We start from the raw sequence: 21,401 nt of genomic DNA, 5'->3' as shown, positions 1-21,401 counted from the left end.
TGGTCACCGGCAGCGGGATTGAGTGCAACAAATATTGCCAATCCTGTAGCTTCACCAGCTGCCACAACAACTTATACTGTAACGGTAACAGGAGCAAATGGATGTACAAAAACAGATGATGTGATAGTGACTGTTGACAAAGCATTACCTGTAGCCAATGCGGGCAGCGATGTGACCATAAATTGCACCACTGCAAGTACCACTTTGGGAGCCAGCGGAGGCGTTTCCTATTCCTGGTCACCGGCAGCGGGATTGAGTGCAACAAATATTGCCAATCCTGTAGCTTCACCTACTGCCACAACAACTTATACTGTAACGGTAACAGGAGCAAATGGATGTACAAAAACAGATGATGTGATAGTGACTGTAGATAAAATATCACCAGCAACTCCAACCGTTTGCATAGTTCAACCGTCTCTGTGTGGACCAACGACAGGATCGGTTACTATTCTTAATCCAATAGGTTCCGATTATGTATACAGTATTGATAATGGTGTTACCTGGCAGGCAGGTACTGTGTTTTCTTCTTTAGTTCCAGGTTCAGTAACGGGTATAAAAGTTAAAAAACTAAGTTCTGGTTGTATCTCAGATCCTGCAGATTGTAGTGCTTCAAATTGTCCAGCACCATCTCCAGCTAAAATTACCAATCCAGATACTAAAACAACAGAAACAACTCTAACAGCTAAAACTGCAAACTCAGGGTTTGATGCGTATCCTGTTCCTTTCAAAGACCAGCTTACGATCAAATACAAATTTGATTATGTATCTGATGTGAAAATTGAGGTTTTTAATGCGCAAGGTATTTCAATACTTTCTAAAATGGATAGCAATAGTTATTTGAACAAAGAAATTGCGTTAGACCTTAAATTAAGTAGAGGAAAAGAGCAAGTATATATTGTGAAAGTGACTACTGATCGTGGAAGCAGTGTAAAAAAAGTAATGTCTTCCAAATAATTTCAAAAACTAATTTTAACTGAAAAGCATCCGTTTAAGCGGATGCTTTTTTTGTTAACTGATTTTAATCTAAAAATATTAAAAAGTAATTTTATCTAATTTCAAATACTCAATATGCAATACATCTTCTTTTAAATTAGTTTCGGATTTTGTAATTTTTAAGGAGTACCGTTCTTTAAATTGTTTGTCCAATATATCCGATACATTGTAAATATCATCCACATCGATACCGTATTTATCATCAATATGGGAAGTAGCTCCCTTGAAACCAAAATGTTTATAGAAAGTGGTTTTTTTTGCATTTTTGGATGCTAACCCTAAACTTTTGGCAACAGAAAGTATTTTATAATGGTATTCTTCAAATTCATTTTCTTTATAACCACCCAAATTAATAAAAAATAATTTTTCGGAAGCAGTCGTTGCAGCTACATCTTTGGTACTAATTTCAATCGAAAAATTATCGACTACAGTAACTTCTCTCCAGGCATCAATATGTATTTTTCCTTTGCCTTCAGGCCAAAAAACTTTAATCTTCGGAATTAAATTTTTTAAAGAATCTCCAATTCCAAAAAAAATATCATGCTGCTCTGTAAGCCTTCCTTCCGGCTTGCAGCCTAGCATTACCATGTATAATTTAAGTTCTTCATTCATATTCAAATATACATTTTTTAATAAAAAGATACTTTGGCACAATTCATGAATGTATAAAAAAAAGAACCATTAAAATATTTAAATCATGAAAAAAATACTTACCCTTTTAGCCATTGCAGGATTATTTAGTTTACAAAGCTGTACTGTAACTGATAACGGACCTGTTGTAGATAATACTATTAGCCAAGTATTTGAAGTTACTACTTCGTTTAATTCAAGTAATAACTACAGTAAATTAATCACTTTTAATTATCCAATTTATTCTTCGGATGTCGTATTAGTATACCGATTATCCGGTACAACTTCACAGGGTGGTGATATATGGAAATTATTACCTGAAACACATTATTTTAGTGATGGAACACTTGATTTTGGTTATGATCAAGATTATACTACAAGAGATGTAAATGTATTTATGATTGGAAATGATTTGCAATCGGTTTCTACGGATTTTAGATTGAATCAAGTCTTAAGAGTTGTTATTGTCCCGGGAGGTTATGCAACTTCGATAAATAAAAATAGTTTTGAAGCGGTTATGTCGACTTTAAAATTAAATGAAACTCAAATTCAAAAAATTCAAATGTAATTTTAGAGGTATACACAAAAAAAGGGAATCGAAAGACTCCCTTTTTTTATATTTTTATGATACAATGTAGATTAACTATTTTCTTCAGCAACTTCTTCTTCTTCTTCTTCTTCTTCTTCTTCTTCTTTCCCCATTTTTATAGATACAATGATTCCGACCAATAGCGAAACAGCTATAAAAGCTAATGATACCCACTCAGGCATTTCGATAAAATCGTGAAGTAACATTTTGAGCCCCACAAAAGTTAAAATAGCAATAAGGCTGTATTCTAAATGTGCAAATTTTTCTAACATATTGGCCAAAAAGAAATACATGGAACGTAGCCCTAATATGGCAAAAATATTAGAACTGAAAACTAAAAAAGGATCGTTTGTAATAGCTAAAATTGCAGGAACACTATCAAGTGCAAATACAACATCCATGACTTCAATAACTACCAAGGCTACAAATAATGGAGTTGCAGCAGTAATATGTCTTCTTTTTACAAAAAAATGTTCTTTGTCCATGTGATTGGAGATAGGCATCAGTTTCTTAAGGCTCTTGTAAATGAAAGATTTTTTTGGTTCGAATTTTTCATCTTCACCGGTGAATAACATCCGCATTGCGGTATAAACCAAAAATGCTCCAAAAAGATAGGTTGTCCACGAGAATTTATTGATCAGTAAAACTCCAAAATAAATCATTGCACCTCTAAAAATGATTGCTCCTAATATTCCCCAAAACAAAACCCGATGTTGGTATTTTTGGGGTATTTTGAATGCAGCAAAAATTATGGCAATGACAAATATATTGTCAATACTAAGGGATAATTCGATCAAATATCCTGTTATGAATTTCATCGATGCGGCTATTGGTTTCAATCCATCCGGATTTGAAATGTAATTATTACCGTATAGCCAATAGATTACTCCAGAAAATAAAAAAGATAATGTTACCCATATAGCAGTCCATTTACCAGCTTCTTTTGAGCTGACAATGTGTGGCGTTTTGTTAAAAACACCTAAATCGAGTGCAAGAAAAAGCAATACGGCAGCTAAAAATGAAATCCAGACAATCATAAATCAAGTTGTTAATTATAGGATGGGTAAAGATACTTTTTGATTATTTAAATTTTAAACTTATTGTTAAATAAAGTTGCTTTGTGATTGCTGTAAGGCATAAAAAAAAGTGCCTTCAGTAATGAAGGCACTTTTAAGTATAAATTAGCTAAGATTTATAATGCTGATTTTACAGTTTTTATAATTCTTGCAGCAATTTTGTATGGATCACCATTAGATGCTGGTCTTCTGTCTTCTAAATATCCTTTCCAACCATGTTGAACAGTATATAAAGGAATTCTGATTGAAGCTCCTCTATCAGATACTCCGTAAGAGAAATCGTGGATAGAAGCTGTTTCATGTTTACCAGTTAAACGTTGTTCGTTGTAAGCTCCGTAAACCGCAATGTGTTCTTCAACAACTGGACGGAAAGCTTCACATATTTTTTCGTATGTTGCTTTATCTCCACATGTTCTAAGAACTTCGTTAGAGAAGTTAGCGTGCATTCCTGATCCATTCCAGTCAGTATCACCTAATGGTTTTGGGTGGTATTCAATATAGTAACCGTATTTTTCAGTCAAACGATCTAATAAATATCTAGCAACCCAGATTTCATCACCTGCTTTTTTAGCTCCTTTTGCGAATAATTGAAATTCCCATTGGCCACAAGCAACTTCTTGATTGATACCTTCAAAGTTAAGTCCGGCTGCGATACATAAATCTGCATGCTCTTCTACTAAACCTCTTCCGTGTGTGTTTTTTCCACCTACTGAACAGTAGTACATACCTTGTGGGGCAGGGTAACCACCTATTGGAAATCCTAAAGGCAATAAAGTTTTAGTATCCATGATAAAATATTCTTGTTCGAAACCGAACCAGAAATCACCATCATCATCAATAGTAGATCTACCATTAGATGGATGTGGTTTTCCATCAGCAAACATCACTTCGGTCATTACCAAGTATCCATTAATACGAGTTGGATCAGGGTAGATCGCAACAGGAACTAATAAACAGTCAGATGAACCACCTTCGGCTTGTCTTGTTGAAGAACCATCAAAAGACCAGTTCCCTATTTCAGCTAACGTTCCTTGAAAATTTTCGTGCTCTTCTACTTTAGTTTTACTTCTAAGATTTTGTGTTGGTTCGTATCCGTCTAACCAAAGGTATTCTAACTTTATTTTAGCCATAATAATATAAATTTATTTTCTTTTTGATAATTTTCTTGTGCAAATATAAATTAATTTGTCAATCTCGTAAAATCAGGGGGTAATTTTTATTTAATGAGGTATAATTTTTAGCATTACTGCATTTTTTTAGGGGTATAATTAAAAAAATGTAATTTTAGTTGGGTATAAAAATTAAATTCATAATGCTGATTTTTTAGTCATTATTAAATAGTTAAGATTTTTATTACTTCAAATGTTAAAAGGACTAATTTTTTTAATTTTAATTTCGATGTTAAAAAGAAAGTTAAGATATGTTAATGAGAGGATTAAATATTACTGGAATGAATTATATTTGTATGTGTTTTAAATTACGATTAATATTTTAAATTTATAATTATGTCATCAATTCGTTTTCAAGCATTAAAGGAAGCTTCCAATAGAAAACCTGTTCATTTTGAAGAAATAGACAGGAAATCAATTATTTATGGTTCTAATGTGTTTAATGATAAAGCGATGAAGCAATATTTGACTTCAGATGCTTTCAAAGCCGTTCAGGGAGCTATTCAACACGGAACTAAAATAGACAGGAAATTAGCAGATTATATTGCAATGGGTATGAAGGAGTGGGCCTTGTCTAAAGGAGTAACCCATTATACACACTGGTTTCAACCACTTACAGGAACCACTGCTGAAAAACATGATGCTTTTTTTGAAACATCTTATGACGGTAGCGATCCAGTAGAAAAATTTGGTGGAGCACAATTAGTACAACAAGAACCAGATGCATCCAGCTTTCCAAATGGTGGAATCAGGAACACATTTGAAGCTAGGGGATATACAGCTTGGGACCCAACTTCTCCAGCATTCATTTTTGGAACTACATTGTGTATTCCTACTGTTTTTATTTCCTATACAGGAGAAGCATTAGATAATAAAATTCCATTATTGAGGGCTTTATCAGCTATGGATGAAGCTGCTACGGAAGTATGTAAGTATTTTGACAAGAATGTAAAGAAAGTTACTGCAACCTTAGGTTGGGAGCAAGAATATTTCTTAATTGATAAATCTTTAGCAAATTCTCGTCCTGATTTAGTGATGACAGGAAGAACTTTGCTAGGACATACTTCTGCAAAAGGACAACAGCTTGATGACCATTATTTTGGTTCTATTCCAACTCGTGCATTAACATACATGAGAGATTTAGAACAAGAATGTATGTTGTTAGGAATTCCGGTTAAAACACGTCATAATGAAGTGGCTCCAAATCAATTTGAATTGGCACCTATCTTTGAAGAGACTAATTTAGCCGTTGACCACAACTGTTTATTGATGGATGTCATGCAAAAAGTGGCTGAACGTCATGATTTGAAAGTATTATTCCATGAAAAACCGTTCAAAGGAGTTAATGGTTCCGGAAAACACAACAACTGGTCGTTGGCAACTGATACCGGAGTAAACTTGTTGAGTCCAAGTAAAACGCCAATGAGCAATTTACAGTTTTTGACTTTCTTTATCAATACTATAAAAGCGGTAAATGATTATGAATCATTACTAAGAGGTGCAATTGCAACAGCAAGTAATGACCATAGATTAGGAGCCAATGAAGCTCCACCGGCAATTATTTCTGTATTTATTGGAGAGCAATTAACCAAAGTTTTAGCTGAATTAGAAGGGGTAACTACCGGGAAATTATCTCCAGAAGAGAAAACAGATTTAAAATTAAATGTTGTTGGTAAAATTCCAGATGTGCTTTTGGATAATACGGACAGAAACAGAACTTCACCATTTGCTTTTACAGGAAATAAATTTGAGTTCAGAGCAGTAGGATCTTCTGCAAACTGTGCTAATGCAATGACTACTTTGAATACTATTGTTGCAAAACAATTGAAAGATTTCAAAATTGAAGTAGATGCTTTGATTGAATCTAAAGACATGAAGAAAGACGATGCCATCTTCAATGTTTTGAGAGAGTATATTAAAGTTTCCAAAAAAATTCTTTTTGAAGGAGACGGTTATAGTGATGAATGGGAAATCGAAGCAGGGAAAAGAGGTTTAAGTAACTTTAAAACTACTCCTCAAGCATTGAAAGCGAGAGCTTCTAAGCAAGCTTTAGATTTGTTTTCTGAAATGGGGATTATGAACCACATTGAAGTGGAAGCGCGTTACGAAATTGAATTGGAAGAGTACACTAAGAAAATTCAAATTGAAGGTAGAGTTTTAGGTGATATTTCTACAAATCACGTTATTCCCACTGCAATTCGTTACCAAAATACTTTGATTGAAAATGTTAAAGGTTTGAAAGATATTTTTGGAGCTGAGTTTGAAACAATTGCCAAAGAGCAAATTTTATTGATCAAAGATATTTCAAAACATATTGAAGGAATCAATTCTAAAGTAGTTGAAATGACTAACGAAAGAAAGAAAGCAAACGTAATGACTGATGCTCAAGAAATGGCTGAAGCCTATTGTAATAATGTAAAGCCTTATTTTGAAGTGATCCGTGAACATTGTGATAAACTGGAGTTATTGGTAGACAATGAACTTTGGACGTTGACTAAATATAGAGAATTGTTGTTTACAAAATAATAACAAACATTATTTCATAAAAATGCCTGTCAGTTTTGACAGGCATTTTTTATGGTTATAAAATTTCTGACTTGTTATTTCATGGAATGAAATGCTACTTTGTTTCCTTCAGTGTCGGTGAAGTGTGCCATAAAACCATTGGGTCCTATTGATGTTTTAGGCAAAATAATTTTTCCGCCTGCCGCTTCAATCTTTGCAAGAGGGATACTCAAATCTTCACCACCGTTGAGGTAAACTAAAGTGCCTTTGTCAGCTGGTTGATATGCTGCATTTTCCACTAAACTACCTCCAATTCCATGTTCCATGTCTGCCGGGAAGAAAGCTGATTTCATGCCCATGGCTTCCATTGGCTGCATTTTTGCGCCTAAAACTGTTTCGTAAAAGGCTTGTGCCCTGCTCAAATTTTTTACCGGTATTTCAAACCAGTTAATTGCATTTTTCATCTTATTTAATTTTTTTGTTTATAAAGTATTGTATTACTCTTTTTTAAGACTTTGTTTTGCTGTTGAATTCTAAAACGCAGATTTTAAGTTCAGTTTTTTGCCTGTTGGTTTTTATTTTCACTGTTGCCGCTTAAGGTTGTTCCAGACTAAACCGTTTGTTCTGCTGTTGTTGGGTCAATGGTCGCAAATACTTGACTTATGGAATTTGCTGGAAATCCGCCTGCCTTTGCATGTTCTCGAATCATATCCTCGTTGGGAGCGATATACGTACAATAGATTTTGTCAGCGGTTACTTGGCTGTTGACCCATTGAATTTGGGGTCCTATTTTACCCAGTACTCCACAAGAAGTTTGTGAAATGGCTCTTAACTGATCGGCAGTAAGTTTACCTGCACCAGGAATTTCTCTTTCAATTACATATTTAGGCATAATGTTGTGGTTTTTAGTTTCCTACTCTTATGGCTTTTCGGTAAGGCCCCGTTTTTTTATGTGGTCGCTGGTTTCCACTTTTTTGAGTTTAATTTTAGGTTAAAGTTTCTTAAACTTTTAAATGGGTTTGGCTATAAATTTTAATTAAAATCAATCCAAATCTAGTAGGATGCCCATTGAGATAAACAGTATTTGTTTACAGATTATTTTTTGCATTTGTTTTGTAACGCGCTAGTATACAAAATAGTATGACAAATTTAATGAAATAAATCCACATTCGATTTATAGATTATAGATTTAACGAAACACTTGAAAACCCAATAGGCAAAACCCAAAAAAAATAATTATCTTTGCCGCAAAACACATCTGCCCAAAAGCAGGTTACACAACTAGACTACATGAGTTCAGATACTTCAAAAAGATATGCGCTTCGCGGTGTTTCGGCATCCAAAGAAGATGTGCATAACGCCATAAAAAATATTGATAAAGGATTGTTTCCTCAAGCATTTTGCAAAATTGTCCCGGATTATTTAACCCAAGACGAAGACTATTGCCTGATTATGCATGCAGACGGAGCGGGAACTAAATCTTCTCTGGCGTATATGTATTGGAAAGAGACTGGAGATATCTCTGTTTGGAAAGGTATTGCCCAAGATGCATTGATTATGAATATCGATGATTTATTGTGTGTAGGAGCAACAGATAATATTTTACTTTCTTCCACCATTGGAAGAAATAAAAATCTTATTCCAGCTGAAGTAATTTCAGCAATCATCAATGGTACCGAAGAGTTAATCAAAGAACTGGATTCTTTTGGCGTGACCATTCATTCCACAGGAGGCGAAACGGCTGACGTAGGTGATATCGTTCGAACTATTATTGTAGATTCTACCGTAACAGCCCGTATGAAACGTTCTAAAGTAATTGACAATGCTAATATTAAAGCAGGTGACGTAATTGTAGGTATGGCTTCTTTTGGTCAGGCTACTTACGAAAAAAGCTATAATGGCGGAATGGGAAGCAACGGATTAACATCGGCGCGTCATGATGTTTTCGGGAAATATTTGGCAACCAAATATCCAGAGAGTTTTGATGCTGCAGTTCCTGAAGAATTAATTTATTCCGGACAAGTAAATCTTACTGATTCAGTTGAAAATTCGCCAATCGATGCCGGTCAATTAGTGCTTTCACCAACCAGAACCTATGCGCCTATTATCAAGAAAATCTTGGATAATTATTCGTCCAATGAAATTCACGGAATGGTGCATTGCAGTGGAGGAGCGCAAACCAAAATTTTACATTTTGTACAAAATCTACACATAATAAAAGACAATTTATTTCCGGTTCCCCCATTGTTTCAGTTGATACAAGAACAATCCAAAACCGATTGGAAAGAAATGTACCAAGTATTCAATTGTGGACACCGCATGGAAGTATATGTTCCCGAAGCTATTGCCCAAGACATTATCGCGATTTCAAAATCATTTAATGTCGATGCACAAATCGTGGGTAGAGTAGAAGCAGCCGATGCTAAAAAACTGACCATTACCAGCGAATACGGAACTTTCGAATATTAAAAAATAAAGCAACACGACATGTACGAATTACTTTTTTGGAGATATCAGGACGGCATTTATCTAAACCATCACTTGGTTTACGAGGCCGTTATTGAGGGAGAAGAAGTAGCGGGTCTTGAGGAACTTCCTGTAACAGTCATCCTCAATAGGATCAATAAACTGTTCTCTCAATGGGAAAAAGTAGATGAAAACAGTTGGAAAAATAACAAAGGGAAAGGTGCTTTTCAAATAAAAACTACTCCTCAAAGCATTCAAATTGATTGCTACGGCACCGAAGGGAAAATCATGAATCAATTGGTAGAGGCATTGGCTGAGTTCAATTGTCCACTTTACGATCCCCAAGTTCCGGAGCGTTACGATGAAATGAGTGAGTAGAATTTTTAGAAGCTAATCCAGCTAACCGTTTCAAGTCCGCGCATAAAATACTATTTTTCTAAGTCATAAAAGTAGCTTCCGTTGGTCGCTCTTTTATAACAAGAAAAATTAGTGTTTTATACTGTGGGCTTTTCTCTTTTATCTGGGCTAAGGCATCAGTGATTATTTATGAATTCAAAAGAGTCCAACTTAAATGAACTTATACTCCTTATCTGTTTAAAAAAATGTACTAAATGTTTTAGATTTATCGAGACTCATAATTGGTATAGTCATTTTTTTATAAATTAGCCCAAAAAAGAATCATGTCTATTTCTCAATTCCCACAAAATACAATTCTCGAAGACGAATCAATTTTACTGCGTCCTTTGCAGGAAACGGATGTCGAAAATTTATTGGAAATATCCCTCAACGAACCCGAAACCTGGGAATATTCTTTAGTGCGTGCAAACGGTAAAGAAAATCTGGAAAACTACATCAAAATAGCCTTAAAAGCCAAAGAAAATAAAACCGAATTCCCCTTTATAGTTTTCGATAAAAAGTCTGGGAAATACGCAGGAAGCACTCGTTTTTACGACATTAATTTGGAATTCAAAACCTTGCAATTGGGCTACACTTGGTACGGTAAAGATTTCAGAGGAACGGGACTCAACAAACGCTGTAAATTTTTGCTGTTGCAATTTGCTTTCGAAACCCTTGGAATGGAACGGGTCGAATTCCGTGCAGACAATAACAACCAGCGAAGTATTGCTGCCATGAAAAGCATTGGTTGTACTGTAGAAGGCGTTATGCGAAATCACATGCCCACTTTAGGAAGTGACGTTCGTAGAGACAGTATTATTTTGAGTATTCTCAGGAATGAATGGTTCGATAGCGCGAAAGAAAACTTAAAGAAAAAAATAGAGTAAAAACTAAAGGTCAGGAATTTAAATACTTGTTTTTTTGGTGTGTTCAATCTTATAATAATATTTAGATTGCTTTTTACTGGGGTTTTTAATTTCGTCCATAACGATTAGTACAGAGATACTAATAATAGAAGAAAAGAAACACCAAACCGAAACGATATAATCAAGATACAAAATGGTTGTAATGAGGTAAGAAATCATAATGGAGATACTTAAGAGCCACATTTTTTTGATATCTGAAAATAAGGGAGGAGCAATAGTGGCAATGATATAAAGTAGGTCTCCATAACTACCAAAAACAATTGGATACCGTTGGATATAAGAGATATGACGCCCAATAATTTTGGCTTCAACAGAATAACTGACCAAACAATACCCGAGATATAAAGCTACTGAGAGGCCAATTACAACCAGAATCCATTGGAAAAGAACGTTTTCCTCTTCTTTCTTAAGTTTCAATGATGCAAAAGGAATCCATAAGGGCCAGACCACTTGTGCAAAAAACAAAAAAGTGTAGGTGGTGATTTCTTGTAATGGAGCAAAAAACGGTTTGGTTAATGCTAACCATAAAAAGCCTTCGGCAATTTGTTGCACACAAAAAATAATCGGAATACCGGCAAAATATATTTGAGAAGGTTTTTGCACTTTTTTTATTGCCGCAACACTTATCGCTGCAAGAACAATACCCGCCCCAAAACTGGCACTAGCTGAAAAACACATAGAATTTAGTTTATATGAATTAAGACTTTGGAGATGCCATTAGACATAAAAAAAATAGATTTTCAACCCTTAATTCGTGTTGTTAATTTAAGTTTACTTCATTAATTACCATACCCACCAAGGCGCTTGCAGGACTTCAGCATAAACGATTAAATCAAAAATGACATGTGCTATAATGACTGGCACAATACTTTTTGAATAATTCTTTAAAAAACCAAGTACAGCATAAGCTCCAAAGGACCATATAAAATAAGATATAAGGTGTTGTTGCGGTATTGCTGCCGGCGAAAGAAATAGACAAGCTTTGTAAGATGCATGTGCAAAAGCGGCAAATACCATTGCAAAATCGGTATTTAGCTTACTGATTTGACCTTGTATGAAACCACGAAAAACCAATTCTTCAATGATAGCGACGCTTGCTGCCACTACTACAAATGGTCGGATTACCGCAGGTAGAATAGACATTCCCAGATTGCCTCTGTAATAAATTGCGGCTATGATACCTAATTCAAGTCCAATAACAATTTGTACCAGCATTTTTAGAGAAAAAAGATTCCTAAATAAAAATCGGAATGCAACCGAAGGAGAACTGATATCCCGGCTAATAATAAAAGCTACCATTACCAAAGGAATAAAAGCTACCGCTTTCATTGGAAAAGGATAGGTAATTAAATAGGCAAACACCATGATTTCAGCACTGCAAACGACTGCATCAAGCACTGCTTTTTTGGTTCGTCTGGGTATCGCTTTTGTTTGTTCTGAATGCTCCATTTTTTTTGTTTCTTTTAAAAGATTTCTTCAATAATTTTCTTGGAAAAACTAAACTGAATAAAAATACAGTGGGCACTAATAAAAGCAGCCAGCCGGAACCCATACATGCTCCTGTATTAGGAACAATGATGCAACCGGGTAAACTCTTTTTCAGCGTTTGTACATAGGTGCTGTCGGCCTTATTTTTCTCAGGGATGGACAAGTATCTCAATTGTTTTAATAAAAGAAGGGATTGTTTATCCGTTAGGGTATCTGTTATTACGAGTCCCCTGAGATTGGGTAATTTTTGCAAAGCAGATAAATTTTTCACAGTATCATTTCCGTTTATTTCCAGAACTTGTAAACTCGATAATTGTGCACTTACGGTATCGAATTGTTTTTGCGTAATATTTTCAGGAAGTCCAAGCCATCGGATGTCTTTGTAGGTACTAAAGACATCAATATTCGTAAAAATGCCCGAAACAATCAATACGGAAAGTTTAGAAAACTTGTTTTTTAATGTTGCCAAATCTCCTTTACAGCCAAAATTAGTAATGATTAGCTGCTCCAGATTTTTGAGAGGCTTCAAAACGGAATAATCAGCCACGCAGGCTAATAAACTTACCTTTTCTAGTTGTAGATTGTTTTGAAAAAAGGCAGCATTCATGGATTTGATAGCACCACCATTGATAATGCATTGTTTTAAGGTAGGCATAGTGGGCATTGTAGCCGTAATTATAGAATCCAATAGGTTCAGATGCAGGCATTCAGTGGTTTCCCAATGTGCCAATAATGATAATTGATTTTGTTTTAAAGACGCTCTTATAAAATGAGGTGTGAAAAAATCAGCCACTTTGATGTAATTCTCAATTATAATTGGAGAATCATTTTCTTCAAATGACAAAGCGGTATTGGGTTTTAAGTGGGCTATTTTTTTTAAATAAGGAATGTAACTTGCGGGAGTTTTTGATTTAAAATAGATGGTTTCTAAGTTATCAATTGTTCTTGCTTTCATTTTTTGAAACCAAGGGATAAGATTTGCTTTTTCCGCAACTATGATGGTATTTACTTTTCCGTTTACGAAAACAAGGGAATCTCCGGAATCATTAATCTCAAAAGAATCATTCATCACATCATTAAAAGAAATAGTAAGGTCATTAAACCCTAATACATCTCCTTTTTCGGCAAGTACTGCCCCATAATTTTTTTTATTGGAAGGAAATTGAACTAAGCCATAATTTTTTGAAAGGTTGGTGGCGTCCCCTTTGCCATGAAATTTCACAACAGCAAAACGATGTTCCCCTTTAAATTCAGAAATAGCCCAAAATAATACTACCAACAGTACTGCGACGAGTAAAATGGATAACCAGTTAAACGGTTTAGGTTCATTACTTACACGATCTTTAAAGGTGTTCATAACGTAGTGGTTTATGTATTTATAGTTTGGTTAGCAACCTAGAAAATAGATGGAACGCACTTATTTCCTTTAGGTAATTACTGCAAAACGAATTAAAATAAAACGGGGCTACTGAAATTGATACTGCTAAAAATGAGTGCTAAAAAACAATGAGTGGTTAGTACCCATCATTTTTTAAATAATTGATTTAACTTAATAAGTTAGTCGAATTTTTAAAATTGTCTAACTTTTAAATAATAATAAGATTTTGGGGATAGGATAGGATTCATAAAATTGTGAAATCCTTAACTAAAGCTAAATTAAAAATAATTCTTGACTATAGCAACTGAAAATCAGTATATTATAAAAATAAATTTGTGTAGTACGTTTATGTAAAAAAACAAACCTTGTTTTGAATTACTTAAAGACGATTACTTTTTACTGTTATTTAATTTCCTGGGAATAAAGGAGTTTGGCTCGGTTTAAATCTATGGGTTTTTCTAAAGGGATTTCCAAGAAATAATCCAATTGCCATTTTTGAGTTTTTTGAGCCTGCTCGTTTGTGGTGGTATCCCAAGGAGGATATACGCGAATCGCGCGTTTGCCTTCTTTCAAATCAGTGTTAAGGATTCCTTGTTGACTAAGCACGGATTTAGGAAATACAAATTGGCCAAAATGATTCCCGCTTCGAGTATTGATAATGAAAAAATCAATGTTATCTGAAAGGTCAAAAGGCTGAATAGGTCCTTTTCCTATTCTTTTCCATACCGTGACGAATTGACCCACTTTTGTAGGTGTAATTTTTGCCACGCGAAATAGTATTTTTAATGCATTAAGTTCAAATTGATAGGCACTATACTCCTTGCTTTCTTTTTCGAGTAATGGGTTTGTAAGTTCAAAACCACAGGGATCAAAAACAAGGGTTTTGGTTTCTAGAAGAGTGTTAGGGATTGCAGTTGTGAGCATTAATTTTATTTTTATGAGTATAGCTTAGTTTATCTTTTTTACGGTTTTTCGGAATTCTTTTTTATATGAATTAATACTCTATCATAAATTTTATGAATTATTAAATCACTCCATTCTTGCCAATAAAAGGCAGGCTTTATATTGTGATAATACCAAGTAGTTCCCTCAAGTAAAGTCTTCCCATTCTTTAATTCGGTTAATTTAAATTGACCTTTTTTCGATACAAAATAATCGTGTAAATGTGGTGCGTTGATATTCTAAAAACTAAATTCTTTCATTGGTGCAGGTTGTTCAAGAACGTCAAATTTCAATAATTTCCCTTCATCCCAAACGGTTACAGGCTCAATAAAACGTCCAGTAGTAAAATTGCAATGTCTTACGGAACCAATTCCGCTTCCAATAATTTTAGCGTTGATAGGATAAGCAATTCCGGTTTTAAATATAAATTCAGTTGGTTCATTTAATTGTGGAAATTCAATTACGTTTTTCCAAACTTCCATAGGTTTAGCATTTATTATAATCGATGTTGTTACTGAAGTTAATTCTGGTTTGATTTTATTTTCTACAAATGAAGTTAACGGAATAATTCCAATTAGAATTAATAAAATTGATGGGGTAGAAGAAGATGATTTTTGCAATAAACAATATCCTGTCAAACTTCCAATCCAAGTTAATAAAATACCTATTGGTGCTGCCATTGCAATACAAATTAACCCTTCAATTGCAAATACAATTAAAGCAAGCGTACAAATTGCAAGTGCTATATATCCAATCCAAATTGCCTCGCTTCTTGTTATTTTGTTTTTGTAACCATAAAGTAATGTCGAACAAAATCCAATTAAAAATGGTGTTAGTATAAAAAGTGCAATTCCATATTCACCGATTCCATAAATTCCCCAAAGCAATAAATTCCCAGAAACTAGGACTGTAATTATTATTGAAACCCATTTCCGTTTGGTTTTCTTTAAAAGGATTAATCTATTAAATATTTTCATATGTTCTTGATTTTTGCGATTTCAAAAATTGACCCGATTGCTTGTATTTACAGACAATCGTTAGCGCAGTTTTGCAAACTGTGCCCATTCCAATTGGCAACTAAAATAAATCTAATAAAATCACCTTTAATTCATTTTCTAATCCGGCATAATTTCTCGCGGAACTAAAATAATAATCTTCTGCTAGCGTTACAATTTTGTCTTTTATAGGATTGTTGTGAATATACTCCATTTTTTGTTTTATAAATTTATTGCTATAAATATGTTCAGCATGATAGCCGTTTTGCCAAACCTTGTATTGTTGTTCTCGTTTTAAATGCTCACAAGCCTTTTTAAAATAATCCAGCATCCATTCTCTTCTACTTTCCGGTTTTTCAATAATAGTCTGAATAATTTTTTTAGATGTATATTTTTTAAAATCACGCATCACATCAGATAATATAAAACCATTTGTTGCTTTACAAAGCAAATGAATGTGGCTGTGCATAATACAATATCTATAGATTTCTAAGCCCTTTTGAACTTGACAATATTGTAATGCTTGTATAATAATTTGTTTTTGATTTAATCGTGTGAAAATATCAACCCAACCCATTGTGGTAATGGTAATAAAATAAGCTTCTTCGGTTGTTGTGGCTTTGTACTTAGTTGACATTTTTTGTGTTATTTCTATTATTTGCTCACTTTTGTGGGCACAGTTTGCAAAACTGCGCTAACGATTGTGGTATATCAGCGCGGTCGGGTTTCTAACCACTACAATTACTCTACTGCGACTTAAGAAGAAAGGCTATCAATCAATGTTGGAGATTTACATGGAACTCAACCCATCACTTTGCGAACCGCCGTATACGAGACCCGTACGTACGGTGGTGTGAGAGGCGCACTCCGTCAGTTTCTGGCGGAGCCGTCTACTCGATTGTAGGATGTACTTTTACTAGGTGTTAAGTTTCTTTTTTCCCGCTGTCTTTTTTACTGATTTTTTCTTTTTAAAGAAATCACTCAAAGCTTTTTCTTCAGCTAATGTTAAAGAACTTAATCCACCAATAGTATCAATTTCTAAATCTAATTTTTTAGTTTTCATAATTATTTATTTTGAAAATATTTATTGATTAATTTCAGGGCTGATTTTGTTTCAATTATCATAATTCTACCACCAAAATGAAATGCTCCTAATGTTTTTTCATAATGCTCAACTAATTGTGATTTCGAAAGAAAAGAAACATTTCCATCGTGTCCACGTTGAAAAGATAATTTACAAGCATATGCAACTAAATTGCCAGCTACACCAGCATAAACTTTTGTTTGACCTTTGTTATATGGAGCATTTTCTACAAGATGCATATAAACGTGGTCAGATTTAACTTCTAAACTAACAAGGCCTTGAATAATTTTAGAGTTTCCAGAAATTGTAAGTTTATAAATATCTCTAACTGGATTTTTAAATTCTTCACTCCAATTAAAATACCAACCATTTTTCTTTGTTACAGATTTTAAATCAGAGTTTTGAAGAATAGAAATTTCAGTCTGAAAACTGTCTCCAGTAATCACATTTTCTATTGAATTTGTTAGCTTGTCAATTACAAAATCTAGTCCTATTTCTTCTTCTTGATTCATTCAGCTAATTTAATGAATATAATCTAATTTTAGAAGTTTTTGTATCTACTCATTTTTGGGCGTATATCCTACAACGTCAGTATGTGAAAAAACCTTCGTTGTTGTTACAAACAAATATAGTAAAACAGTAGTAAATAAACAGGATTTTTCGTATTTTTAAGAATGCAACATATCACAGGTATTTCCCGTCAACAAATGCGTTTTTCAAGTTTAGAAGATAGCATAAGTCCCGATAATCAGGTGCGATTTATAGATGCCTTTGTCGAATATATTGACATCTCTAAACTCAATTTTGCTATAAAAACGCTGAAGACCGAGGGGCGCCCGAGTTTCAATAGCGAAGTGTTTCTAAAAATGTATTTATACGGTTATCTCAACGGCATCAGAAGTGGGCGCGATTTAGAAAAGGAATGTTTCAGAAACATTGAAATGCAATGGCTTTTAGAGGATATTCGTCCCAATTACCACAGTATTACCGATTTTAGAAAAAACAACCCTGCAGCTTTAAAAAACACTTTCAAACTATTTGGTTCCTTCTTGAAAGATGCTGACTTAATAGGCGGTGAAACCATTGCTATCGACGGTACCAAAAGCCGTGCGCACAATAGCAAAAAAGCCAATTTCAATCAAAAAAAAATTGACAAACATCTTGAATATATTGAAGCTAAAACCCAAGAATACCTAAACGCTCTGGAAGAAAATGATGCCAAAGATAACCCAGCTATAATCCAAAATATCCAACAAAAGTTAGACCGATTGAAAGGGAACAAATTGCGTTATGAGCAACTGGAAGAAAAATTAAAAGAAAGTGGCGAACCTCAAATAAGCACTACCGACAGTGATGCCAGAGCATTACTGGTTCAGGGGCAAGTAGTTGAAATTTCGTTTAATATTCAAGCCGCAGTCGATGCTAAACATAATCTTGTTGTGGCCACACATACCATCAACCTCAACGACCGCAGTGCCTTGTCGGCCATTGCTATTGAGGCCAAAGAGAATCTGGGCATTGATACCTACACGGCTTTGGTGGATAAGGGCTACCATAACGGGAAGCATATAGAAATCTGCAAGCTTGCCAATATCACCACAATTGTAGCACAGCCAGAACAAGGGAAAAATAAAGAAAGGATAACCGAGAATTATCTGATCTCTAAATTTCAATACGATCAAACCACTGACACCTACACTTGTCCACAAGGCGAAACGCTCCATACAACAGGGAAATGGCACAAGAAAAGTAGCCTAAAAGACAGCTATGAGTTTAAAAAATACCGAAGCTCCAAATGCAAAGAATGTCCTGTCAAGTTTTTATGTACCAGTAGAGCAGCAGGGCGGGAAATAGACCGAAGTCAATATGCCGATGCCGTAGAAGAAAACAACAAGCGTTACCATGCAAATGCGCAACTCTACCGCAGACGACAAGAGATTAACGAGCATATCTTTGGAACCATCAAGCGACAATGGGGCTACAACCACACCAATTTAACGGGACTAGAAAAAGTAAACGGAGAACACAGCCTGATTATGCTGGTGTATAACATTAAACGCAGTATCAATATACTGGGCGTTCCCGATTTGATTGCCAAACTCAAAAAATGGAACTCACCCTACAAGGCAAAAGTCTTGTTTTGTCTAAAAACGGAGTATTTAAAGCTAAATTCAGAGTTCTTTATTTCTCAAACTAAATTAGTAGCTTAAAAAAAGTACTTTCTTAAAAGGCTTTATTTGAATTGTAGAATAGGACAATTTGAAGATTTCAATAGGAAAAAGAAGGTTTTTTCACAGCCTGACGTTCTGGCACTACAGCGGGTTTGGGGTTAAATTAAGCCCTATTTTCGGATTTGCCAAATATTCCAAATACAAAACCAATTTTTCCATTAAGCCAAATCCCCAAATTGCTTGTAGCGTGTGTTATGGGCTGGTTTTGTTCGTTATTTCTAATACTCTTTGGATTTCCTTAATCATATTTTCGTAACGATTTTTATTTTTTTCACTATCCCAAAATCTACTACCTAAAAATTTACTTTCTCTCGTAATAAATGGAATATTGTTATAACGATATACAAAATCGTTATCTAAACTTGCATTGAAATTGAATATAGTTTGTTTTTTGTCGTGAAGAATTTTTTCAGTAAAACTGTTTGCAACAATTACCAATTTTGGATTTATTTCTGTAATTAAATCGAGAGTTAATTTTGCTTGTTCTAAAATAAAATTTCTATCATTTTGTGTTTTATATGAATTTTCTATATCGAGTTGCTTGGATTTTCTAAGATATAGTAAATCTAGAAATGTCCAATTTTCATTTATTTCATTCTGAATTTTAAAAAATTTTTTAAAATGAGGAACAGATTCGTTTTCTTCATAGGAAATTTTTGAGTTCAAAAATCTCCACGGATTTGATTGTGTAAAACCATACTCAACATCTTTTACAAAAGGCGGTAAAGATGGATTTAGCGATAAAAACAAAACGTGATTTTTTAAAACACATTCAGGAAACATAGGCGCAATGGAGTTTTCATTTTCATAATAATTCGCCCATATTTTTTTTAGTTTTGGGTTAAGATAATCTTTAAGTGTAAAAATATCCATTGAGGTTTTTAATTAATATTTTTTATATTCCTAGTACATTCCGACTTGTATTCATAATGTCCAATATTCCACTATGAACTTGGTTTTCTTCAGTTTCTAATTGAAAATAAAAGTTACTTGAATGTGCGAATGGAATTTTATTCATTTTTTCTTGAACAGCCAAACATTCTTTTGTGTCTTTTTCCCAAGTTATTAGTCTAGTTTTAGTCATTAAACGTGATTTGTATGCTTGGATATGTTTTGTTAGACTTACGGCAATTTTGGATTGCAATTTATAGTAAACTCTCCATTGTGTAACTGAATTATCTATTTTTTCAATTACGTCGCTCTTTTTTTCATTTAAAACATAATCAAAAATATCTCCTGTTAGAACGCATTTTTTATTGTTTTTTAAAAGAAGAATCTTATCGTCTTCTAATTTGAATTTTATCTGTAATTCGGTTGATACTTTTATAAATTCATTTACTTTTTCTTCTGGTTCAGAGTGAAATATCATTTTTAGTTTTTCAGCATCTAAATATTCATCGCCTTGAGAATATATGTTATAGGAATTTAGCATCATTGTGAAGAATAAAAATAATTTTATTTTCATCGAAAATTTGGATTTAAAGTTCATTTTTTTTATGTTTTGATTTGCGTTTTTTTGGTAAACTAGCCCATAACGTTCTCGCGCTACAAGCAGTTTGGGACTAAATTATGCCCATTCTTCGGATAAACACAAATTTATCTGATACAAGACCTACTTTAAATTAAGCCAAATACCCAAATTGCTTGTAGCGTGTGTTATGGGCAGTAAATATTAAGTTCCAATTGGTTTAAAGCTACTAATATTTTGTTCTTCGGAATTTAATTTTTCAAGCTTTTTAATTTTTTCTTGCAGTTCTTTTGAGATTTCTTCCTTTTCAAAATTCATTAAAGAGGTTTTAATTCTAGTATTCCAACAATTATATAATTCAACTAAATTGTCATAACTTTTGTTAGGATTCTTACTTCCTCTTAAAATTGTTATAATAGGGTATTTTAACTCAACAGTTTTACAAAATTCTTTTCCGATAGATGTAAAAGCAATATTTTCGTCAGCAATTCCTTTTGTAAAATATATAGAGAACCATTCAAGCTTATTTATTATATCTAATTCAAGCGTCGTCATCCTATCAGGCCTATTTTTCATTGCAGCATTCAAATTTTTACAATTATCTTTAAACTCATCATTAGTGAAATTTTTTATATCATAATCTAAATCAATAAATTTAAGCTCTTTTTTAACTTCATTAAGTTGATTTATCATTGGTATTATATTGTCAATATATTCCTTGGTTAAATCTGCTGATAAAGTTGCAGCTTCTCTTAATGAATTTATTCTTATTTGGTTTTGACTTTCTTCAAGTTGTTTTTGTGAAATTAATAATTGATTTTTTGCCAATTTAATTTGGCGAAAAATAAAAAAACCTAAAATTCCTAATAGAGGACCACTTACAAAGTAAATATTTTCTATGATTGATTTGCTATAGTCAAAAAGATTCATATGTGTTAGTATTTTGCTAGTTTATTGCCCATAACGTTCCGGCGCTTGGCGAGGTTGGGGATTATAGATGCGAGATTTTTAGGTTAAACACAAATTTATCAAATACAAAACCAACTTTCCATTAAGCCTAGTACC

At 33.7% G+C, this 21,401-nt stretch carries 23 protein-coding genes; 7 read left to right on the top strand and 16 right to left on the bottom strand.

From position 1 onward, the window contains the following. On the top strand, positions 1-954 hold a 954-nt coding region (locus ACM55I_RS08975; RefSeq protein WP_416846425.1), incomplete at its 5' end, for a T9SS type A sorting domain-containing protein. Between the two features lie 78 nt (positions 955-1,032). On the opposite strand, the gene ACM55I_RS08970 is transcribed toward ACM55I_RS08975, so the two are convergent. Continuing rightward, positions 1,033-1,605, bottom strand: coding sequence for a DUF1543 domain-containing protein (locus ACM55I_RS08970; RefSeq protein WP_416846424.1), 573 nt, complete (start codon positions 1,603-1,605; stop codon positions 1,033-1,035). A gap of 85 nt (positions 1,606-1,690) precedes the next feature. On the opposite strand from ACM55I_RS08970, the gene ACM55I_RS08965 reads away from it, so the two are divergent. Next, the gene (locus ACM55I_RS08965) at positions 1,691-2,191 is read left to right on the top strand and encodes a hypothetical protein (protein ID WP_416846423.1); all 501 of its coding nucleotides are present in this window, start codon (positions 1,691-1,693) and stop codon (positions 2,189-2,191) included. A 71-nt stretch (positions 2,192-2,262) separates the two neighbouring features. On the opposite strand, the gene ACM55I_RS08960 is transcribed toward ACM55I_RS08965, so the two are convergent. Beyond that, positions 2,263-3,249: a TerC family protein gene (locus ACM55I_RS08960; RefSeq protein WP_416846422.1), complete on the bottom strand. Its 987-nt coding sequence runs from the start codon at positions 3,247-3,249 to the stop codon at positions 2,263-2,265. A 155-nt stretch (positions 3,250-3,404) separates the two neighbouring features. Next, complete coding sequence (locus ACM55I_RS08955; RefSeq protein ID WP_416846421.1) at positions 3,405-4,418, bottom strand: glutamine synthetase beta-grasp domain-containing protein; 1,014 nt, start codon at positions 4,416-4,418, stop codon at positions 3,405-3,407. 375 nt (positions 4,419-4,793) lie between these two features. On the opposite strand from ACM55I_RS08955, the gene ACM55I_RS08950 reads away from it, so the two are divergent. Then, positions 4,794-6,983, top strand: a complete 2,190-nt coding sequence (locus ACM55I_RS08950) for a glutamine synthetase III family protein (RefSeq protein WP_416846420.1) — start codon at positions 4,794-4,796, stop codon at positions 6,981-6,983. Positions 6,984-7,057: 74 nt separating this feature from the next. On the opposite strand, the gene ACM55I_RS08945 is transcribed toward ACM55I_RS08950, so the two are convergent. Further along, a complete protein-coding gene (locus tag ACM55I_RS08945) occupies positions 7,058-7,426 on the bottom strand; it encodes a VOC family protein (protein WP_416835834.1) in 369 nt (122 codons plus the stop codon). A gap of 146 nt (positions 7,427-7,572) precedes the next feature. Then, positions 7,573-7,854, bottom strand: a complete 282-nt coding sequence (locus tag ACM55I_RS08940; RefSeq protein ID WP_416846419.1) for a DUF4242 domain-containing protein — start codon at positions 7,852-7,854, stop codon at positions 7,573-7,575. A 398-nt stretch (positions 7,855-8,252) separates the two neighbouring features. Between ACM55I_RS08940 and ACM55I_RS08935 the strand changes: the two genes are divergently transcribed. The 3 genes from ACM55I_RS08935 to ACM55I_RS08925 all read left to right on the top strand — a co-directional run bounded on the left by ACM55I_RS08935 (position 8,253) and on the right by ACM55I_RS08925 (position 10,711). Then, positions 8,253-9,431, top strand: coding sequence for an AIR synthase related protein (locus ACM55I_RS08935; protein WP_416846418.1), 1,179 nt, complete (start codon positions 8,253-8,255; stop codon positions 9,429-9,431). Between the two features lie 18 nt (positions 9,432-9,449). Further along, the gene (locus tag ACM55I_RS08930; protein ID WP_416846417.1) at positions 9,450-9,806 is read left to right on the top strand and encodes a hypothetical protein; all 357 of its coding nucleotides are present in this window, start codon (positions 9,450-9,452) and stop codon (positions 9,804-9,806) included. Between the two features lie 302 nt (positions 9,807-10,108). After that, positions 10,109-10,711, top strand: a complete 603-nt coding sequence (locus ACM55I_RS08925; RefSeq protein WP_416846416.1) for a GNAT family N-acetyltransferase — start codon at positions 10,109-10,111, stop codon at positions 10,709-10,711. Positions 10,712-10,729: 18 nt separating this feature from the next. Here the strand turns inward: ACM55I_RS08925 and ACM55I_RS08920 are convergent, their stop codons facing one another. The 8 genes from ACM55I_RS08920 to ACM55I_RS08885 all read right to left on the bottom strand — a co-directional run bounded on the left by ACM55I_RS08920 (position 10,730) and on the right by ACM55I_RS08885 (position 17,149). Next, positions 10,730-11,428 carry a DUF6629 family protein gene (locus tag ACM55I_RS08920; RefSeq protein ID WP_416846415.1) on the bottom strand — a complete coding sequence of 233 codons (699 nt, stop codon included), beginning with the start codon at positions 11,426-11,428 and terminating at the stop codon, positions 10,730-10,732. 105 nt (positions 11,429-11,533) lie between these two features. Further along, complete coding sequence (locus tag ACM55I_RS08915; RefSeq protein WP_416846414.1) at positions 11,534-12,199, bottom strand: CPBP family intramembrane glutamic endopeptidase; 666 nt, start codon at positions 12,197-12,199, stop codon at positions 11,534-11,536. Then, positions 12,141-13,595, bottom strand: a complete 1,455-nt coding sequence (locus tag ACM55I_RS08910; RefSeq protein WP_416846413.1) for a hypothetical protein — start codon at positions 13,593-13,595, stop codon at positions 12,141-12,143. Before ACM55I_RS08910 ends, ACM55I_RS08915 begins: the two co-directional genes overlap by 59 nt. Before the next feature lie 423 nt (positions 13,596-14,018). Further along, a complete protein-coding gene (locus tag ACM55I_RS08905; protein WP_416846412.1) occupies positions 14,019-14,540 on the bottom strand; it encodes a MepB family protein in 522 nt (173 codons plus the stop codon). A gap of 257 nt (positions 14,541-14,797) precedes the next feature. Further along, positions 14,798-15,535 (bottom strand): SRPBCC family protein, encoded by a 738-nt coding sequence (locus tag ACM55I_RS08900; protein ID WP_416846411.1) that lies wholly within the window; start codon positions 15,533-15,535, stop codon positions 14,798-14,800. Positions 15,536-15,635: 100 nt separating this feature from the next. Next, positions 15,636-16,190: an REP-associated tyrosine transposase gene (locus ACM55I_RS08895; protein ID WP_416846410.1), complete on the bottom strand. Its 555-nt coding sequence runs from the start codon at positions 16,188-16,190 to the stop codon at positions 15,636-15,638. Between the two features lie 279 nt (positions 16,191-16,469). Then, the gene (locus ACM55I_RS08890) at positions 16,470-16,616 is read right to left on the bottom strand and encodes a hypothetical protein (RefSeq protein ID WP_416846409.1); all 147 of its coding nucleotides are present in this window, start codon (positions 16,614-16,616) and stop codon (positions 16,470-16,472) included. Between the two features lie 2 nt (positions 16,617-16,618). Next, complete coding sequence (locus ACM55I_RS08885; RefSeq protein WP_416846408.1) at positions 16,619-17,149, bottom strand: hypothetical protein; 531 nt, start codon at positions 17,147-17,149, stop codon at positions 16,619-16,621. Positions 17,150-17,311: 162 nt separating this feature from the next. Between ACM55I_RS08885 and ACM55I_RS08880 the strand changes: the two genes are divergently transcribed. Then, positions 17,312-18,847 (top strand): IS1182 family transposase, encoded by a 1,536-nt coding sequence (locus tag ACM55I_RS08880; protein ID WP_416846407.1) that lies wholly within the window; start codon positions 17,312-17,314, stop codon positions 18,845-18,847. A gap of 213 nt (positions 18,848-19,060) precedes the next feature. Here the strand turns inward: ACM55I_RS08880 and ACM55I_RS08875 are convergent, their stop codons facing one another. The 3 genes from ACM55I_RS08875 to ACM55I_RS08865 form a co-directional block, all read right to left on the bottom strand. Then, on the bottom strand, positions 19,061-19,741 hold the full coding sequence (locus tag ACM55I_RS08875) for a hypothetical protein (RefSeq protein WP_416846406.1): 681 nt from the start codon (positions 19,739-19,741) through the stop codon (positions 19,061-19,063). 22 nt (positions 19,742-19,763) lie between these two features. Beyond that, positions 19,764-20,333 carry a hypothetical protein gene (locus ACM55I_RS08870; RefSeq protein ID WP_416846405.1) on the bottom strand — a complete coding sequence of 190 codons (570 nt, stop codon included), beginning with the start codon at positions 20,331-20,333 and terminating at the stop codon, positions 19,764-19,766. Between the two features lie 207 nt (positions 20,334-20,540). Then, a complete protein-coding gene (locus tag ACM55I_RS08865; RefSeq protein ID WP_416846404.1) occupies positions 20,541-21,266 on the bottom strand; it encodes a hypothetical protein in 726 nt (241 codons plus the stop codon). Positions 21,267-21,401 lie beyond the last annotated feature (135 nt).

It is taken from the genome of Flavobacterium algoris, assembly GCF_048158525.1.
GTDB lineage: Bacteria > Bacteroidota > Bacteroidia > Flavobacteriales > Flavobacteriaceae > Flavobacterium > Flavobacterium algoris.
This window is presented reverse-complemented; position numbering and strand designations above follow the sequence as displayed.